This window comes from Streptomyces sp. NRRL F-6492, assembly GCF_001280125.1.
Taxonomy (GTDB): Bacteria; Actinomycetota; Actinomycetes; order Streptomycetales; family Streptomycetaceae; genus Streptomyces.
In genome coordinates this window covers 19,290-35,779 of the sequence record NZ_LGEG01000103.1, presented here as the reverse complement: position 1 = coordinate 35,779, position 16,490 = coordinate 19,290, and the positions used below count along the sequence as shown (strand labels likewise).

Below are 16,490 nucleotides of genomic sequence, written 5' to 3'. Positions count from 1 at the left end.
GTTGCGGAGAATGCAACGAGAGTCAGTGGATCTCGTCCACCAGGACGTCGAGCGCCCCCGCCTTCCCGCCCTCCTCCACCACGTACCGCAGGTCCCGCAGCGCCTCCACCAGCTCCGCCGGGGTGGCCGGCTCCGCGCCCGCCTCCAGGAGGCTCCGCACGATCCGGCCCTTCGTCGCCTTGTTGAAGTGGCTGACCACCTTCCGGGTCGGCGCGTGCAGCACCCGTACCGTCGCCGTCCGCGCCGCCACCTCGCCCTTCGGCCGCCACGCCGTCGCGTACGCCGACGAGCGCAGGTCCAGGACGAGCCCGTCCCCGGCCGCCCCGGGCAGCACGGAGGCCATCGCGCCCCGCCAGTACGCGCCCAGCGCGCCGAGGCCCGGCAGCCTGATCCCCATCGAGCAGCGGTACGACGGGATGCGGTCGGTCACCTTCACGGCGCCCCACAGGCCGGAGAAGACGAGGAGCGCGTCCCCGGCCCGCTCCCGGGCCGCCGCGTCCAGGGTCGCCAGACCCAGCGCGTCGTACAGGACGCCGGTGTAGACCTCCCCGGCCGGACGCGCGCCGGCCGTCCGCAGCTCGGCGTTCTTCGCGACCTCGCCGCGCAGCCCCTCGCTCAGACCGAGCACCTCGCGCGCCTTCTCCTCGTCGGCGACGCACAGCTCGACCAGCTCGTCCAGGACCGCCGCCCGCGCCTGCGCGAGCCCCGGCAGGGACAGCGACTCCGGCTTGAGGGGCGCCCCGCTCCCCGACGGAGCCTTGCCTTCGGAGGGCGGCAACAGCACGAGCACGGTGGTTCTCCTTCGTACGTACGGGGGCGGGGGTGCGGCCCCGGCCGTCCAGCCTACAAAGCGCCGCCGGACCGCGAACGCCGCCGACGTGCGAACGCCGCCGGACCGCGGGGCGGCAGCGCGCCGCGAGGCGCCGCCGGATCGCGACGTCGCGCCGCGGTGCCCCGGGCCGCGAACCCGCGCCGACGTGACGCGCCCGCCCCCGCCCCCTACGCTCGGTCCATGCCCCGCCGCCCCCTTCACGTGACCGGCGCAGCCGAGGCTCCCCTGCGGGCCGCCCTGCGCGCACTCCGGACCGAGCTCGCGGTCCCCGAGGACTTCCCGCCCGCCGTCCTCGCCGAGGCCGAGGCCGCCGCGAAGGCGCCCCGGCTCCCCGCGCACGACGCCACCGACCTGCCGTTCCTCACCGTCGACCCGCCCGCCTCCACCGACCTCGACCAGGCCCTGCACCTGACCCGCAGGGCCGACGGCGGCTACCGCGTCCACTACGCCATCGCCGACGTCGCCGCCTTCGTCGCGCCAGGCTCCGCGCTCGACGCCGAGGCCCACCGCCGGGTCCTCACCCTCTACTTCCCCGACGGCAAGGTCCCCCTCCACCCCGCCGTCCTCTCCGAGGGCGCCGCCAGCCTCCTCCCCGGCGAGGTCCGCCCCGCCGTGCTGTGGCGGATCGACCTCGACGCCGAGGGGCGCAGGGTCGCCACCGACGTCCGCCGCGCCCTCGTCCGCAGCCGCGCCAAGCTCGACTACGCGCGCGTGCAGCGGCAGCTCGACTCCGGCACCGCCGAGGAGCCCCTCGCCCTGCTGCGCGAGATCGGGCGCCTGCGCGAGGCCATCGAGATCGAGCGCGGCGGGATCTCCCTCGACGTCCCCGAGCAGGAGATCGTCGAACGGGACCACGGCTACGACCTCGCCTACCGGGCCCCGTTCCCCTCCGAGAGCTGGAACGCGCAGATCTCCCTGCTCACCGGCATGGCCGCCGCCGACCTGATGACCGCCGCCGGCACCGGCATCCTGCGCACCCTCCCCACCGCGCCCGACGGCGCCGTCGCCCGGCTGCGCCGCTCCGCACAGGCCCTCGGCGTCGACTGGCCGCACCACGTCCCGTACGCGGACGTCGTCCGCTCCGCCGACCCGGCGAACCCGCGCCACGCCGCCTTCCTCCAGGAGTGCACCACCCTGCTGCGCGGCGCCGGGTACACCGTCTTCACCGACGGCCACGTCCCCGACCCGGCCGTGCACGCCGCCGTCGCCGACGAGTACACCCACTGCACCGCCCCGCTGCGCCGGCTCGTCGACCGGTACGCGAGCGAGCTGTGCGTGGCGGCGGTGGCCGGGGACGAGCCGCCCGAGTGGGTGCGGGCCGCGCTGCCCGCCCTCCCCGACGAGATGGCCGCGGGCTCGCGCCGCGCCAACGCCGTCGAGCGCGAGAGCGTCGACATCGTCGAGGCGGCGCTCCTGAAGGACCGGATCGGGGAGCTCTTCGACGCGTACGTGATCGACGTCAAGGAGCGCGAACCGTCCACCGGCACCGTCCACCTGGAGGACCCGGCGGTCGTCGCCCGGATCGCGGGCGGCGACTCCGCGCTGCCGCTGGGGGAGTGGCTGCGGGTCAGACTCGCGGAGGCGGACCCGGGTCGGGCGAAGGTGCTGTTCGAGCCCGTGTGACCGCCTCGCGCAGCGCCCCGTACAGGGCCTGCGGGTCGTCGGCGTGGACCCTGACGACCCGTACGGGCCGGGGCGCGCCCAGCAGCCGGGGCGCGTCGACCGGTCCGGTCAGCTCGACGGTGACGGAGGTCTGCGCGCCGACGGCGAGGTTCAGCTCGCCGTCGGCCTTCCCGTGCGAGAACAGCGTCTCCCGCCGTACGGACGCGATCCGGTCGAGCGGGATCCGCAGGTCGACGTGGGCGGCCTGCCGCAGCCGCAGGACGTCCCCGGCCAGGACGTGCGGCCGGGTCGCGGAGGCGGCGTGCAGCCCGAGGACGAAGAGCACGGTGTAGACGTCCAGGACGAGGACGATCCCGTGGACGAGGGGCCAGCGGGCGAGCAGGTACGACATGCCGACGGTCTCGACCACGCACACGAACGCGAAGCCGTACAGCAGCGCCGCCTGGTCGCGGGCGTGCGGGAAGACCCCGTCCGCGCCGGCGGTCCCGTGCGGCCGGCGCGCGACCCACCGCCCCAGGCTCGCGAGCAGCCGCAGCTCGTGCCCGAGGAGCCGCAGCACGGGCCCGGGCACCAGCTCCGCCACGGCGTCCCGCCGCGACAGCCCGCGCCGCCGCAGCCGCCGATAGGCGAGGCCCTCGGCGAGGAGGAGCCCCGCCACGAGGACTTCGGCGAGGCCCAGGACGGCGGCGGGTATCCGCACCCCGCCGGCGAGGCAGACGACGAGGACGGCTTCGAGGGGGAGGACGGCGCGGGCGAGGAGCCGGAGGGGGCGTACGGGCATCACGAGGTCCCCTCCCGCCGCTCCCGGACGAGCCGCACCGCGAGGCGTACGGCCGCCTCCTGGGCGGGGGAGAGGTCCGCGAAGACGGCGTTGGCGAGGAGGACCCCGGAGGCGCGCCCGTCCGCGCTCCTCTCCGGCAGCTCCACCCCGGACAGGTCCGGCAGGCAGTCCGCGAGCACCCGGGCGGCCTCGCCCACGCGGGGGTCGTCCGGCCCGGCGTCCTCCAGGGCGTCGAACAGCCCGTACACCTCGTGCGCGTACGAGGCCGTCCCGCGCAGGGACTCCATCAGGCGCGCCCGGTCCTCCTCCGGGACGACGGCGTCCAGCAGGGCGAGCACCTCCCGGTCCTTCGCGGCCATGGGGGACGCGGGCAGCTCGCCCAGGCCCGCCAGGAGCGCGGCGAACTCCGGCGACACGGGCCCGTCGGCCGGCAGCCGCCCGGCCCGCGCCTCGGCGAGCAGGAAGGCGAGCCGCTCCCGCCGCTCCCGCAGGACGGCCTCCTGGCGGGCGAGGTCCCGGTCCAGCTCTTCGAGGACCTCCGCGAGCCCGCGCCCCTCGTCGCCCGCGAGCACGTCCCGCACCTCGTCGAGGCCGAGCCCCAGCTCCGTCAGCCGCCGGATCCGGGCGAGCAGGACGGCGTCCCGGACGCCGTACTCCCGGTACCCGTTGGCCCGCCGCGCGGGCTCGGGCAGCAGCCCGGACTGGTGGTAGTGCCGCACGGCCCGGGGGGTGACCCCGACCAGGGCGGCGATCTCGCCGATGCGCATGGGGCCCAGTAGAAACCCTGACGCTGCGGCAGGGTCAAGCACGGGCCGGCGCGGCGGGTAGCATGGTCGGCACGGCAGACGAGCCGGGCGGGCGGCCGCGTGGAGATCCCCGGATCTCCCCGAGGAACGTCCGGGCTCCACAGAGCAGGGTGGTGGCCAACGGCCACCCGGGGTGACCCGCGGGACAGTGCCACAGAAAACAGACCGCCGGGGGCTTCGGCCCTCGGTAAGGGTGAAACGGTGGTGTAAGAGACCACCAGCGCCTGAGGTGACTCAGGCGGCTAGGTAAACCCCACTCGGAGCAAGGTCAAGAGGGGACACCCCGGTGTCCCTGCGCGGACGTTCGAGGGCTGCTCGCCCGAGTCCGCGGGTAGACCGCAGGAGGCCGGCGGCAACGCCGGTCCTAGATGGATGGCCGTCACCCCGACGACCGCGAGGTCCCGGGGTACAGAACCCGGCGTATAGCCCGACTCGTCTGCCCCTCAGGCTTCTGACCTGCGATATCGCAGGTCAGGGGCCTTTTTCCGTGGAATCGCGGGTGTCGCCTCACCCCTGTTCGTACCGGTTCGAACCGAACCTCACCGCTACGAAGGCAGCCATGAAGGTAGCCACGCCGGGCGGCTTGGCGTGGGTATCGGCTGGGCCGGGGAGGCCTTCCACGCCATGTGTCTACGCCTCGGTGTCTCCCGTCGCGGTCCCGGGGGCGGCGGAATTCTGTTCGTCGAGCCAGGCTCGAATGCCGCCAGGCTTCTGCGCGGGCGCGTCGAACGGGACGATCGGAACAGGGGGGAGGGCGGCTAGCCAGGCCGCCATGTCAGCGGGGAGTCCGACCGCTGAGGGCGCAAGCTCCTCGATCTTGCTCAGGAGTCGCTGAAGTTCCTCAGCCATGAAACGCAGATCCAGGTCCGCGCCGGCGACTTGGATCGTTCCTGCCGCTACGTTTATGAAGCGCATGGGAGAAGCCGGGAAGGTGGGCTTGGCGCCCGCCTGCCACTCCTCGGCGGTGGGGCGAGGCAGGCTGACGATCCACTCGTCAAGGCGCTCGTCGAAATGCTCACTTCCGTTACGGACTTCGCGGGCCTTCAGCGGGGACGAGTCCTCCACCTCAAGGATCTTTCGTAGAAACGGACCTCGCTTCGTCCGCCACTCCAAGCCCCTGTCGGTCCCGTTCGGACCCTTCCCAGGGGCGGGCCACAGAGTTCGGGAAACCTTTCCGAGGAAGGAGAGGAAGTCCTCGAAGCAGACCCAGGCGGCTGGCGGGACCGGAGTGTTCCGCGCGTAGGTGATCAGAGCGGTCAGGGCGGCCAGAGCGTAGCGAGTGTCGCGGGCCAGCCACATCAGATACACCCGCTGGGCCCATGGGTCATCGGATATGTCGTTGCTCATGGGCGTCATTGTGCCGTCGGTGGTCTACCGGGTGGGAGCAGATCTCAGAGGTATGGCATGGGCCGACTCTCCCGCCGAGTTATCGGGGCGTCGGAGGCTTCCGATGTCTGCCGGTCCCGGGGCCGAGTTTCGGTGTTGCCTCAAGGGCAGAGGGAGGGGCAGCCTCGGTGTGGGGAAAGAGGATGAGCCTCGCTTCCGCGAGGTTCGCCGCGAAGCCGTGCGCCTCCCACAGATGGCCGTTCCACCGCTGGATCGCGCGGGGCGCGTCGGGGTTCAGATGCGATGCCCGCGGGCCGTCGCCGGTCACGAGGGGTACGGCACGGAGCTGCCCGATCCTCGCGTCCCGGCGCTCGGCCCACTCTGCGAGCGGTTCGTCGTCCATGGCCGGAGCGTAGTGGCTCAGGTGATCCGGTGCTCCCAGCTTAGGGAGGGGGCCTGGTCGATCCAGTACCGATGGGACGCGGGCGTCACGCGGAGCCGTACGGAGTCGATCTCCGGCGCCCCGGCGTCCCGCCAGGCGACGAGGGAACGTTCCACGTCGTCCCACAGGGCCACCGGGCCGCCCTGGCGGACGGTCCAGTTCTCGTCGTCGACGAGGAACTCGGCGAACGACTCCCTTTCCGGATCGAACAGGTACCGCAAGGGCGACCCGTCACCGTCCGTCGCGCGGACGAACTGAGCGCCGGGCGCCGCCAACTGCGCGAGGAAGGCGGGCATCCACTCCTCCAGGGCGAGAGGAGACACCCGAGTGCGCCGCTCACCGTCCGCGTACGCGGTCCGGGCGGAGAGATCGCCGGCCACGGGGGCCACTGCCTGGGCCCGCGCCTGCATGAAGGAGGAGCGCCCGACGATCGAGCCCTCGGCGGTGCCGTCATCGCCGACGGTCAGTTTCGCGAGGCCGGTTCCCCACGGCCACGAGCCGACCGTACCGAGGACGACGCCTCCGGGTCTCGTCTGCCTGATCCACGCGTACGGGATGCGGCGGACCGCGCAGGTGGCGACGACCCGGTCGTACGGTGCCCGGTACGGGTGGCCGAGGAGCCCGTCGCCCGTCACTGCCCACGTCGAGAAGCCGACGGCTTCGAGAGCGGTATCGGCACGTGCGGCCACCTGTGCGTCGACCTCGACCGTGGCGACGTCGTCCTCGCCGAGGTAGTGGCACATCAGGGCCGTGGAGTAGCCGGTGCCCGTGCCGATCTCCAGGACTCGGTGACCCGTCGCGAGGTCCAGGTTCTCGATCATGCCGACGACGGTGGCCGGGTCGGTCGAGGAGGACGTGGGCACACCCACGACGGGTCCGTCGGCCTGGTCGGCGGTGAGGTGGCCGTCGAGCTGGGTGGTGAGGGTGTCGACGCCGTACACGATCTTCAGCCACTCGTCCGGGTCCGTGTCGGCGGCGGTGACGGGCCGCCAGGTCCGCCCCTCGTCCAGGAAGACTCCCGGACGGAGGAACCGCTCACGGGGAACGACCTCGACGGCCGCACGCAGCCAGGGGGATTTCAGTACACCTTCGCTCATGAGCACGGTCGCCATGCGACGTCGCTCGGATGCCGGGTCGGTCATCGGCGGTCTCCTTGCACGAGTAGGTCGGCGAAGGCCGTGGACATCGGGAGGCCGGTCTCGGTCTCCAGCCACCCCCACTGTCCGTTGGGGTTCAGTTCCAGCCACCAGTAGTCCCCCGCCCGGTCGACCGCGAGGTCGAAGCTTCCCGATACCAGATCCAGTCGGTCCAGATAGGCGTGCAGTGCCTTGGCCACCCGGTCGGGAAGGTGCTCCACGGTGTAGGTCAGGGCGCTGTAGTCCTTGCGCCAGTCCAGGAGGTCGGAGTCGATGCGTACGGCGAACGTATGCCGACCGACGATCAGCACGCGAACATCGGCGACCTTGTCCACACGGGCCTGGAACAAGTGGGGGGGTGACCCGGACGCTGTCGTCGATCTCGGCGGCGGTGACAGGGTCCGCCCAGCCGGTCACCGGCACGCTGTCACGCGTGTAGGGGGTCCATCGCAGCGTCTTGAAGATCGCCTGCCCCTGAGCGTGGACGAACTCGCGGGCCTCGTCCGGGTCGTTGGTGACAAGGGTGGGAGGGATGGTGAAGCCGAGTTGCCGGGCGAGAACGAGTTGTGCGGGTTTGTAGTCGGCTGCGGCAATGCGCAGGGGGTGGTTGACCCAGAGCGGGCCGCCCAAGGCGTAGAGGGTGCCACCGAGTCCGTAGCGGACCTGCGCCGCCGCGAACAGTGAGTCGTCAGCGGACAGGTGGGGAAACGTAGGCCATTCCGGGCGGCGCCAGTACACCGATCGGACTTGAGCCACATCAGCGGTTCTCGACGGGGTGCGCACCTGCCCGACCACCGGGGCCGGGCAGGTGCCGAACCGAGCCGAGATTATGAGGTCCTCACCGATGTCGGCGGGATTGAACCGGACCACCGGCACATCGCGCCGGTTGAGTTCGGTGATCACCATGTCGGCGGTGATGTCGTCCGCCTCGGTGACCACCAGAACCGGCCTCTTCTCGGTCATGGCCATCAGTCCTGATTGCTGTCCTGGTCGTGGCCCTGGTCGTTCTTGGAGTCCGAGTTCGTCGTCGTGGAGGTCTCGGTACCGGAGCTGGTGCCGTGCTTGCCCATCTCGACCACCTGCCCGACACGGTCGCGGAACACCCCGAGCTGCGTCGTGGGGTCGATGGCGACCGTGGCGTGGGGTCGACGGATGACCGTCGGGTAGGGCGCGAGTCGGCTCGCACCCCACGGCCGCGTGGGGGAAGGGAGTGCGAAAGAGGTGGTCATGAGACTCCTTGGGTTGAAGGGTGTGGTGCGGGAAACCGCCTGCGCCAGAGGGCACGGACGGCGATCTGTGGACGGCGGCTCAGGGGCGAGCGGCCTGGATGTTGTCGGCCGCGGTCGTCCACTCGACTCCGGACGCGGGTCGGATGTGCGCGATGCGGACCGCGCCGTGGCTGTGGAGCTCGTGTGTGACGGCGACGAGCACGCCCTCCCCACGCGAGGCGATGTCACGGACACGGGTGTCCAGGAGCGGGTGGTGCTCGTAGCCGTCGGAACCGACCGGGTTCACTCCTCCTGCTCCTGCCGGGCCTCGGCGCGGCGCATGAACCTCTCCCAGCCGCCGGCCGCCCGTACCCGCAGAGCCCGGCTCGGCGCACCCGGCCGGGGCTCCGGCGGCGTGTACGTACGGCCACTGGCGGCGGGGTTCCTGCGGGGCGGTCCGGAGGTCGTCACGCGGTCGCTCCTCTCTGTGGGGAGTCGCCCGGAGGGCCTTCGGCCTCCGAGCGCTGTGTCACCAGTGAACGACGATCCGTTACCTTTCCCCAGAGCGAACCCCGCGCAATGCTCGGGCGTTTTCCAGGCGTTGGCGCGTGGCGGGCATGAGTGCGTGAAAGGGTTCTCGTGAGGGGAGACCTATGACGTCGAGGCGTAAGCACTTTGCGGAACGGCGCGCGGCCCGGGGGTACTCTCAGGAGGAATTCGCAGAAGTGCTCTCGGTGGCCGCGTCCACCGTGGTCCGTTGGGAGAGTGGTCGCGCCACCCCGCGCCCCCACCAACGGCCGAAGATCGCAGGCCTGTTGGGAGTGAGCCTCCCGGAGCTGGAAGCCCTTCTTTCCGGCGAACAGCCGGCCGAGGCAGCTGGGCTCCCCGCTGCTCCACCCCTCCTCCATGGTGATGATGACGACATGAAGCGCCGCGAAGTCCTGAGTCTGCTCGCCGTTACGGGTGCGCTGGTCGCTCTTCCCGATTCCGGCGAGGCCGCCCGGGGGCGGGCTGCGTCGACGCTTTTGGAGACGGGGGACGCCTTACATCGCAGCCTCTGGCAGGTCTACGCGCTGTCGGACTCCAAGCAGGTCGTCTTCCCCGCGGTGCGCGCACAGCTCGATGTGATGGCGAAGGGGCTGACCGAGACCCGTGTCGCTGCGGATCGGTCCCGGCTGTGTCGGATGACGGCTGACCTCTACCAGCTCGTCGGTGAGCTGTTCTTCGACGCCAACCGGTACACCGACGCCGCGCACTGCTACACACTGGCCGCCAACGCGGCCCACGCCGGTGGCGACCACGACCTGTGGGCCTGTGCCATGACCCGCCACGCGTACGTCGAGCTGTACGCGCGCCGCGCGCATGCTGCCCAGCCTCTGCTCGCGGCGGCTTTCCGCATCGCCCGGAGGGGCGACGACGCTCTCTCCACCCGCCACTGGGTCGCGGCCGTCCAGGCGCAGGCGTACGCGGCCGTGGGCGATCTCGACGCGTGCAACCGGGCTCTGGACGAAGCCGAGAAAGTGCAAGCCCTCGATGGCGCCCACTCCCACAACGGCGGCTGGCTCCGCTTCGACGGCTCCCGCCTGGCCGAGGAGAGAGGGGCCTGCTACCTCCAACTGGGCCGCCCCGATCTCGCCGAGGAAGCGCTCGCCGCGGCCCTTGCCCAGCCCCTGTCCCTGCGCCGCCGCGCTGCCGTTCTGAGCGACCTCGCCGTGCTCGGCGCGGACAGGCGGGACATCGACCAGGTCGTGCACTACGCGGAGCGAGCACTCGGACTGGCCGACCGGTCGGATTCGGGATTCATCGGCAAGAAGCTGGACGGGCTTCGGGGGCGTCTTGCCCCTCTCATGTCCGATGACCGAGTCTCGACTCTTGATCACCGAATCGCGGCGCTTCCGCGCACCGCATGACGAGAGGGACACGCGCATGAACGACGGCCGGATCTTCCGCGAGGCGTGGATCGATGGTGTGAACAAGCACTATCCCGGCGAGCCGAAGCCCGGCTACGTCACGCCGTGGGACGAGACGCCCGCGTGGGAACGCGAAGCCGCCGCCGCTGTGTACGGGCAGGTGCGCGACTTCATCGAGGTCAGCGGCGGACATGCGGCCCGGCTCACCCGGGAGCAGAAGGGCCGGTTCGTCGCGATCTGCTGGACCGCCCAGATGTTCAGGCACTTCGAGGACCCCAAGCCCGGATATGTCGCCGACTGGTCCGACCTGCCGGTCTGGCAGCGGGAGACGGACGCGGACATCTTCGAACGCATCGAGGAGACCGTCTGACCTCAGGAGCGACGACGTCCCCGTTCTGGCCGATCCGGGCGGGGACGTTTTATTGCGTAGCCGTCAAAGTAGCCACGGAAGCACCATACCTGCACGTTTTCGCAGGTCGTAGCGTTGCGGCGACTGTTCCCGGCGTACAGCCCGACTCGTCTGCCCCTCCCCAGGGCCCTTGACCGCGTGACCGCGGGTCGGGGCCCTTCCTCGTGGAGCGACGGAGCCCGCCTCGCCCCGCCTCGCCCCGTTCCGTTCCGCGACGCCCGTTGCGGATGCGGGCCCGGCGGTGAGGGGGGACCCTTGAAGGTGCCCGCTGACGGACAGACTTCGAGGAGTACCACGATGTCGGTACTGGACAAGCTCAAAGGGATGCTCAAGGGCCACGAGGACCAGGCCGGAAAGGGCGTCGACAAGGCAGGCGACTTCGTCGACGGGAAGAGCCGGGGCAAGTACAGCGGCCAGGTCGACACCGCCCAGGACAGGCTCAAGCAGCAGCTGGGCCGCGACCGGGACACGCCGCCCCAGTGACGGAGCGGCACGGCGACTCGCCGACCGGCTGACCGGTCGGCCACGGCCCGGCGGACACGATCCGCCGGGCCGGATCGTTTTCCGCTCGTCCAGGTGGCCCAGCCCCCGCCGCTGACACGCGGGCGCGTGCGGCCCGGTTCCCCCGGGAGGGCGGGGCGGGAGGTGTACGGGTAGGGCATGACGATTCCCGTGGAGCAGCTCACCGACCCGGCCGTGCGCGCCTTCGTCGCGGCCCTCAACGCCAACGACGAGGAGGCCTTCCGGGCGGCCCTCGCGGCCGGCGCCACCATGTCCGACGACGGCACCGACCGGGACCTCGACGCGTGGACCGAGAAGGAGGTCTTCTCCTCGCGCGGCCACATGGAGATCGAGTCCCAGAAGGCCGACGGGCGCGACCTCGTCGCCCGCTACCGCAACGACACCTGGGGCGAGATGCGGACCCGCTGGCGGTTCACCGTCGAGGGCGGGAAGATCGCCCGGTTCGAGACCGGACAGGCGTAGGAAGGGGGGAGGGGGCGGTGGGCCTGCGAGGCCCCACCGCCCCCTCCCCGTGCCTCAGCCCCGGCCGACGTACGGCATCGCCGTCGCCATCACCGTCGCGAACTGCACGTTCGCCTCCAGCGGCAGCCCCGCCATGTGCACCACCGTCGCCGCCACGTCCGCCGCGTCCATCACCGGCTCCGGCGCCGTCCGGCCGTCCGCCTGGAGGATGCCGGTCCGCATGCGGGCCGTCATGTCGGTCGCCGCGTTGCCGATGTCGAGCTGGCCGCAGGCGATCCGGTACGGACGCCCGTCCAGGGACAGGGACTTGGTCAGGCCCGTCATCGCGTGCTTCGTCGCCGTGTACGCGATCGAGTGCGGGCGCGGCACGTGGGCCGAGATCGAGCCGTTGTTGATGATCCGGCCGCCCCGCGGGTCCTGCTCCTTCATGGTCCGGAAGGCCGCCTGCGCGCACAGGAACGCGCCCGTCAGGTTGACGTCGACGACCGCCCGCCAGGTCGCCGGGTCCAGGTCCTCGACCGGGGTCCCGCCGCCCGCGAACGTACCGGCGTTGTTGAAGAGCAGGTCCACGCGCCCGTAGCGGTCCCGTACGGACGAGAAGAGGGCCGCGACCTGCGTCTCCGACGTCACGTCCGTCGGGGCGCACAGGAAGTCCCCGCCGGGCAGGGCCGCCGCCGTCTCCTCCAGGGCCTCCGCCCGGCGGCCCGCGAGCGCCACCGACCAGCCCGCCGCCGCGAGCGCGCGGGCCACGCTCCGGCCGATGCCCGAACCCGCTCCCGTCACCACTGCGATGCTCATGGGCGCGCAGCGTACGCGAGACGCGTGCACCGTGAACTCATCCGTCCGACACGTGGATGTCCTGTACCCGACAACACGTGGTCGCCCCGGCCCCCTCGAATGACGAGCGCACGGCATCCGTCAGGGGAGGGGCACATGAGCCAGACGCACGAGCACGACCGGGAACTCAGGCACGCCGCAAGGCACTTCGGACGGCGGCGGTTCCTCACCGTCACCGGCGCCGCCGCCGCGCTCGCCTTCGCCACCCAGCTGCCCGCGGCCGGCTCCGCGGCCGCCGCCGAACTCGACGCCCGGCGCGTCACCGAGGACCCGTTCACCCTGGGCGTCGCCTCCGGCGACCCCCAGCCCGGCTCCGTCCTGCTCTGGACCCGGCTCGCGCCCCGCCCCTTCGAGCCCGGCGGCGGACTGCCCGACCGGCGGGTCCCCGTCCAGTGGGAGATCGCCCGCGACGAGCGCTTCCGGCACACCGTGCGGCGCGGGGCCGCCACCGCCCACCCCGAGTTCCGCCACACCGTCCACGTCGAGGTCGAGCACCTCGAACCCGGCCGCGCGTACTTCTACCGCTTCCGCGCCGGCGCCTGGACCAGCCCGGTCGGCCGCACCCGCACCGCCCCGGCCCCCGGCGCCCGCAACACGGCGCTCTCGCTCGCCGCCGTCTCCTGCCAGGCCTACCACGACGGCCACTTCACCGCCTACCGCCACCTCGCCCAGGAGGACGTGGACGTCGTCCTCCACCTCGGCGACTACCTCTACGAGTACGCCGTCGACGCCACCGGCGGAGCCCGCGCCTACACCGACCGCGTCCTCCCGGCCGTCTTCGACCGCGAGACGCTCACCCTGGAGGACTACCGGCTCCGCTACGCCCTCTACAAGACGGACCCCGACCTGCGGGCCGCGCACGCCGCCCACCCCTTCGTCGTCACCTGGGACGACCACGAGACCGAGAACAACTACGCGGGCGGCACCCCCGAGAACGACGTCCCGCCGGAGGAGTTCCTGCTCCGCCGCGCCGCCGCCTACCGCGCCTACTGGGAGCACCAGCCGCTGCGCCGCCCCCAGCTCCCCGAAGGACCCGACATGCGGCTGTACCGGCGGCTGCGCTTCGGGAGCCTCGCGCAGTTCGACATCCTCGACACCCGCCAGTACCGCTCCGACCAGGCGTACGGCGACGGCTGGCAGGTCCCCGGGCCCGAGTCCGAGGACCCGTCGCGCACCCTGACCGGCGCCGCCCAGGAGCGCTGGCTGCTCGACGGCTGGCGCCGCTCCCGGGCCCGCTGGAACGTCCTGCCCCAGCAGGTCGTGTTCGCCGAGCGCCGCGACCGCGCCACCGCCGACTTCAAGCTCTCCATGGACTCCTGGGACGGCTACCCGGCCTCCCGGCGGCGGATCCTGGCGGGCGCGGAGGCCGCCGGCGTCGAGAACCTGATGGTGCTCACCGGCGACGTCCACGTCTCCTACGGCCTCGACCTCAAGGCCGACTTCCGCGACCCGTCCTCCCGGACCGTCGGCACCGAGATCGTCACCACCTCGATCACCAGCGGCAAGGACGGCGCCGACCGCCCCTCGAACTACGACAAGCTCATGCGGGCCAATCCGCACCTGCGGTTCTTCAACGGGCGGCGGGGCTACACGAAGGTCTCCCTCGGCCGCGACAGCGCCCGCGCCGACTTCCGCACGGTCCCCTACGTGACGACCCCGGGCGCCCCCGTCACCACCGCCGCCTCCTACGTCACCGAGGCGGGGAACCCGGGCCTCGTCCCCGCGTAGCCCTCACTCCCCGGGGTAGCGGACGCCGATGCGGTCCCGCACCGCGTCGAGCGTCCGCATCACCGCGAGCGAGCCGTCCAGCGGCACCAGCGGGGACTCCTTCTCGCCCGCCCGCAGACAGCGCGTCACCTCGGCGGCCTCGTGCCGGAAGGAGTGCGGATCGGCCTCCGCGACGAACTCCTCCGGCTCGGCGCCCTCACGGTGCAGGGTGAACCGCTCGGGGAAGAAGAAGCCGCGCGGCACGTCGATCCGGCCGAGGGAGCCCGTCACCGAGGCCGTCAGCGGGGTGTCCGCGGCGATCGAGCAGGACAGCAGGGCCGACGCCCCCGTGCCGGACCAGCCCAGGAGCATCCCCGTGTTCAGGTCGACGCCCTCCGGCGAGAGCAGCGCGTGCGCCTGCACCGTGTCCGGCTCGCCGAGCAGCAGCTGCGCGAACGACACCGGGTACACCCCCAGGTCGAGCAGCGCCCCGCCGCCCGTCTTCGGGTCCCGCAGCCGGTGGTCCGCCCCGAAGGGGCCCGCGAGCCCGAAGTCCGCCTGGACCGTGCGGACCTCGCCGACCGCCCCGTCGCGCACCAGCTCCGCGATCCGCCGGATCAGCGGGTTGCAGTACATCCACATGGCCTCCATCAGGAAGAGGCCGCGGTCCCGGGCGAGGGCGACCAGCTCGGCCGCCTCCCGGGCGTTGAGCGTGAGGGCCTTCTCGCAGAGCACCGCCTTGCCCGCCTCCAGGGCGAGGCCGGCCGCCGCCCGGTGCGCGTGGTGCGGGGTCGCCACGTACACCACGTCGACGTCCGCGTCGGCGAAGAGCCCGGCCCACTCCCCGTACGCCCTCGGTATCCCGAACCGCTCCGCGAAGGCCCGCGCGGGCGCCTCGCTGCGGGACGCCACCGCCACCACCTCGGCACCGTCCAGCGTCAGCAGGTCGGTGGTGAACCGCTCCGCGATGCCGCCCGTCGCCAGGATCCCCCAGCGCACCGTCCCGCTCATGTTCCCCACCCGTCTCACAGAGGTCTCGACCACGCCGGTCGAGCTGAGAGCATAGGCAAGGTTTCAACGAGATGGAGCGGTCGATGCCGGAGAGCGGTCAGAGAACAACACAGGGGAACACGGACGAGACGGCGCCCGTCGCTCCCGACGCGCCCGGCGCCCTCGCCGCCGCCGGCGTCCCCGCCGCGGCCGCCGACCCCGCCGCCCCCGCGCCCGCCGCCCCCGCGCCCGCCGCCCCCGGCGTCACCGCCGCCCGGCGGACCGGTCTGCTCGTCACCCTCGTCCTGGGCGGCCTCACGGCCCTCCCCCCGCTCTCCATGGACATGTACCTCCCGGCCCTGCCGGAGGTCACCGGCGCGCTGCGCGCGCCCGCCGCCACCGTCCAGCTCACCCTCACCGCCTGCCTCGCCGGCATGGCCCTCGGCCAGCTCGTCGTCGGCCCCATGAGCGACAAGTGGGGACGCCGCCGCCCGCTGCTCGCCGGCATGGTCGTGTACGTCCTCGCCACCGCCGTCTGCGCCCTCGCGCCCACCGCCGAGACCCTCATCGGCTTCCGGCTGCTCCAGGGCCTCGCGGGCGCCGCCGGCATCGTCATCGCCCGCGCCGTCGTCCGCGACCTCTACGACGGCGTCGAGATGGCCCGCTTCTTCTCCACCCTGATGCTGATCTCCGGCGCCGCCCCGATCGTCGCCCCCCTCATCGGCGGGCAGATCCTGCGGATCACCGACTGGCGGGGCGTCTTCCACGTCCTCACCGGCGTCGGCGTCCTGCTCACCCTCGTCGTCCACCGCTTCCTCGCCGAGACGCTGCCGCCGGAGCGCCGCCACGAGGGCGGGGTCGGCCAGGCCCTGCGCACCATGCGGGGACTCCTCGCGGACCGGGTCTTCGCCGGCTACACGCTGACCGGCGGCCTCGCCTTCGCCGTCCTCTTCGCCTACATATCGGCGTCGCCGTTCGTCGTGCAGGAGATCTACGGCGCCTCGCCGCAGACCTTCAGCCTGCTCTTCGGCCTCAACTCCATCGGCCTCGTCGTCGTCGGCCAGATCAACGGCAAGCTCCTCGTCGGCCGCGTCAGCCTCGACAAGGTGCTCGGCTGGGGCCTCGCGGTCATCCTCCTCGCCGCGCTCGCGCTGCTCCTCATGACCAGCGGGGTCTTCGGGAAGGCCGGGCTCGTGCCCGTCGCCGCCGGGCTCTTCGTCCTGATGTCCGCGATGGGCCTCGCGATGCCGAACACCAACGCCCAGGCCCTGATGCGCACCCCGCACGCCGCCGGGTCCGCCTCCGCCCTCCTCGGCACCACCTCCTTCCTCGTCGGCGCCGTCGCCTCCCCGCTCGTCGGCATCGCGGGCGAGCACACGGCCGTCCCGATGGCCGTCGTCCAGCTCACCTGCGCCGCCCTCGCCCTGGCCTGCTTCCTGGGCCTGTGCCGCCCGTGGCAGGCCGCCGGAGCGGGAAAGACGCGGGACCCGGCCGCCTAG

General features: G+C 72.6%; 18 protein-coding genes, 1 other RNA gene and 2 pseudogenes. 9 read left to right on the top strand and 12 right to left on the bottom strand.

The genetic code is table 11. The features are described 5' to 3' along the window. Nucleotides 1-22: 22 nt before the first annotated feature. The gene (gene yaaA / locus ADL08_RS10160; RefSeq protein WP_053641751.1) at nt 23-790 is read right to left on the bottom strand and encodes a peroxide stress protein YaaA; all 768 of its coding nucleotides are present in this window, start codon (nt 788-790) and stop codon (nt 23-25) included. A 222-nt stretch (nt 791-1,012) separates the two neighbouring features. Between yaaA and ADL08_RS10155 the strand changes: the two genes are divergently transcribed. Continuing rightward, complete coding sequence (locus tag ADL08_RS10155) at nt 1,013-2,455, top strand: RNB domain-containing ribonuclease (protein ID WP_053641750.1); 1,443 nt, start codon at nt 1,013-1,015, stop codon at nt 2,453-2,455. Here ADL08_RS10155 and ADL08_RS10150 read toward each other — a convergent pair. Both ADL08_RS10150 and ADL08_RS10145 read right to left on the bottom strand, forming a co-directional pair. Next, complete coding sequence (locus ADL08_RS10150) at nt 2,400-3,236, bottom strand: hypothetical protein (protein WP_053641749.1); 837 nt, start codon at nt 3,234-3,236, stop codon at nt 2,400-2,402. The genes ADL08_RS10155 and ADL08_RS10150 overlap by 56 nt on opposite strands. Continuing rightward, nucleotides 3,236-4,003 (bottom strand): MerR family transcriptional regulator, encoded by a 768-nt coding sequence (locus tag ADL08_RS10145; RefSeq protein ID WP_053641748.1) that lies wholly within the window; start codon nt 4,001-4,003, stop codon nt 3,236-3,238. The genes ADL08_RS10150 and ADL08_RS10145 overlap by 1 nt, the downstream gene beginning before the upstream one ends. Nucleotides 4,004-4,082: 79 nt before the next feature. Between ADL08_RS10145 and rnpB the strand changes: the two genes are divergently transcribed. Continuing rightward, nucleotides 4,083-4,481: RNase P RNA component class A (rnpB, locus tag ADL08_RS10410), an RNA gene on the top strand. 191 nt (nt 4,482-4,672) lie between these two features. Here rnpB and ADL08_RS10140 read toward each other — a convergent pair. From ADL08_RS10140 to ADL08_RS37140, 7 genes and pseudogenes are all read right to left on the bottom strand, one after another. Further along, a complete protein-coding gene (locus ADL08_RS10140) occupies nt 4,673-5,389 on the bottom strand; it encodes a hypothetical protein (RefSeq protein ID WP_053641747.1) in 717 nt (238 codons plus the stop codon). Between the two features lie 79 nt (nt 5,390-5,468). Beyond that, nucleotides 5,469-5,771 carry a DUF6087 family protein gene (locus ADL08_RS35350; RefSeq protein WP_078968095.1) on the bottom strand — a complete coding sequence of 101 codons (303 nt, stop codon included), beginning with the start codon at nt 5,769-5,771 and terminating at the stop codon, nt 5,469-5,471. Between the two features lie 17 nt (nt 5,772-5,788). Next, nucleotides 5,789-6,952, bottom strand: coding sequence for an ATP-grasp peptide maturase system methyltransferase (gene tgmC / locus ADL08_RS10135; RefSeq protein ID WP_053641746.1), 1,164 nt, complete (start codon nt 6,950-6,952; stop codon nt 5,789-5,791). Then, nucleotides 6,949-7,909, bottom strand: a pseudogene (gene tgmB / locus ADL08_RS10130) (ATP-grasp ribosomal peptide maturase). Before tgmB ends, tgmC begins: the two are co-directional and overlap by 4 nt. Before the next feature lie 5 nt (nt 7,910-7,914). Continuing rightward, nucleotides 7,915-8,175 carry a putative ATP-grasp-modified RiPP gene (gene tgmA / locus ADL08_RS10125; protein WP_053641745.1) on the bottom strand — a complete coding sequence of 87 codons (261 nt, stop codon included), beginning with the start codon at nt 8,173-8,175 and terminating at the stop codon, nt 7,915-7,917. 79 nt (nt 8,176-8,254) lie between these two features. After that, nucleotides 8,255-8,461, bottom strand: coding sequence for a hypothetical protein (locus tag ADL08_RS10120; RefSeq protein WP_053641744.1), 207 nt, complete (start codon nt 8,459-8,461; stop codon nt 8,255-8,257). Further along, nucleotides 8,458-8,625 (bottom strand): hypothetical protein, encoded by a 168-nt coding sequence (locus ADL08_RS37140; protein WP_159043040.1) that lies wholly within the window; start codon nt 8,623-8,625, stop codon nt 8,458-8,460. Before ADL08_RS37140 ends, ADL08_RS10120 begins: the two co-directional genes overlap by 4 nt. Before the next feature lie 182 nt (nt 8,626-8,807). On the opposite strand from ADL08_RS37140, the pseudogene ADL08_RS38965 reads away from it, so the two are divergent. From ADL08_RS38965 to ADL08_RS10100, 5 genes and pseudogenes are all read left to right on the top strand, one after another. After that, nucleotides 8,808-8,990 (top strand): annotated as a pseudogene (locus ADL08_RS38965) (helix-turn-helix domain-containing protein); the annotation flags it as partial. Between the two features lie 87 nt (nt 8,991-9,077). Further along, complete coding sequence (locus ADL08_RS10115; protein WP_324610430.1) at nt 9,078-10,064, top strand: transcriptional regulator; 987 nt, start codon at nt 9,078-9,080, stop codon at nt 10,062-10,064. 16 nt (nt 10,065-10,080) lie between these two features. Continuing rightward, nucleotides 10,081-10,434, top strand: a complete 354-nt coding sequence (locus ADL08_RS10110; protein ID WP_053641742.1) for a hypothetical protein — start codon at nt 10,081-10,083, stop codon at nt 10,432-10,434. A 336-nt stretch (nt 10,435-10,770) separates the two neighbouring features. Beyond that, nucleotides 10,771-10,956, top strand: a complete 186-nt coding sequence (locus tag ADL08_RS10105; RefSeq protein ID WP_053641741.1) for an antitoxin — start codon at nt 10,771-10,773, stop codon at nt 10,954-10,956. Nucleotides 10,957-11,133: 177 nt separating this feature from the next. Further along, nucleotides 11,134-11,457 carry a hypothetical protein gene (locus tag ADL08_RS10100; protein ID WP_053641740.1) on the top strand — a complete coding sequence of 108 codons (324 nt, stop codon included), beginning with the start codon at nt 11,134-11,136 and terminating at the stop codon, nt 11,455-11,457. A gap of 54 nt (nt 11,458-11,511) precedes the next feature. Here ADL08_RS10100 and ADL08_RS10095 read toward each other — a convergent pair whose 3' ends face one another. Then, nucleotides 11,512-12,255, bottom strand: a complete 744-nt coding sequence (locus tag ADL08_RS10095) for an SDR family oxidoreductase (protein WP_053641739.1) — start codon at nt 12,253-12,255, stop codon at nt 11,512-11,514. A 135-nt stretch (nt 12,256-12,390) separates the two neighbouring features. Between ADL08_RS10095 and ADL08_RS10090 the strand changes: the two genes are divergently transcribed. Next, nucleotides 12,391-14,022: an alkaline phosphatase D family protein gene (locus ADL08_RS10090; protein ID WP_053641738.1), complete on the top strand. Its 1,632-nt coding sequence runs from the start codon at nt 12,391-12,393 to the stop codon at nt 14,020-14,022. Between the two features lie 3 nt (nt 14,023-14,025). Here the strand turns inward: ADL08_RS10090 and ADL08_RS10085 are convergent, their stop codons facing one another. Then, nucleotides 14,026-15,012 carry a Gfo/Idh/MocA family protein gene (locus ADL08_RS10085; RefSeq protein ID WP_053641737.1) on the bottom strand — a complete coding sequence of 329 codons (987 nt, stop codon included), beginning with the start codon at nt 15,010-15,012 and terminating at the stop codon, nt 14,026-14,028. A gap of 83 nt (nt 15,013-15,095) precedes the next feature. Between ADL08_RS10085 and ADL08_RS10080 the strand changes: the two genes are divergently transcribed. After that, nucleotides 15,096-16,490 (top strand): multidrug effflux MFS transporter, encoded by a 1,395-nt coding sequence (locus tag ADL08_RS10080; RefSeq protein ID WP_053641736.1) that lies wholly within the window; start codon nt 15,096-15,098, stop codon nt 16,488-16,490.